Annotated in this window: 1 protein-coding gene; it reads left to right on the top strand. The window is 47.4% G+C overall.

Features of this window, described 5'->3' with window-relative positions:
• A partial coding sequence (locus ACAN56_RS35385) for an IS110 family transposase (RefSeq protein WP_379148783.1) occupies positions 1 to 718 on the top strand: 718 nt, incomplete at both ends.

The raw sequence follows: 718 nt of genomic DNA, 5'->3' as shown, positions 1-718 counted from the left end.
GTCATAGTTGGTATGGAACCCACTGGCCACTACTGGTTTAGCCTGGCACATTGGCTACTCGATCAAGGCATGGAGCCCGTACTGGTTAATCCTCATCTCGTCAAAAAGAACAAGGAAAACCGGGATAATACACCGTCTAAAAGTGACCATAAAGATGCGCTTGTCATAGCAGACATGGTTAAAAACGGGTACTACTCCCCCGTTCGTTTTCATCCCGAAGAATACGAGGAACTACGTATTTTAATGGCAAACCGAGAGACGGTTACCAAGCGCCTCAACGCTGCGGTTAATCAGATTCATCGCTGGGTAGACATTGTTTTCCCTGAACTTCGTCAGGTCTTTAAAATCCTTACTTGCACCAGTGCAATCGCAACACTCAGACTCTTCCCCTTGCCTAAAGAGATCCGCCTGTTAAATACGGAACAGGTCCTTAGCGGTTGGAAGCAATATGTAAAGCGTCATGCTGGAGTTAAACGTGCTGAACTACTCATTTCACTTGCGAAATCCAGTGTGGGTGCCACTCAGGCACTCCACGCATACAAGCTCCATCTTGGGCAATTACTCGAAGAATATGACCTGGCCCAGCGCCAGCTTGAACAAATTGAGCATGAGCTCCGCCTCATTCTTGAGCGTATTCCTTATGCACAGAAGCTCCTTGAAATACGAGGCATCTATGTTACCAATCTAGCTGGTGTACTCGGTGAGGCTGGTGATCTAA

The organism is Paenibacillus paludis (assembly GCF_042610515.1).
Taxonomy (GTDB): domain Bacteria; phylum Bacillota; class Bacilli; order Paenibacillales; family Paenibacillaceae; genus Paenibacillus_AQ.
Note: the sequence above shows the minus strand (reverse complement) of the source record. Positions and strands in the feature narration are given on the sequence as shown.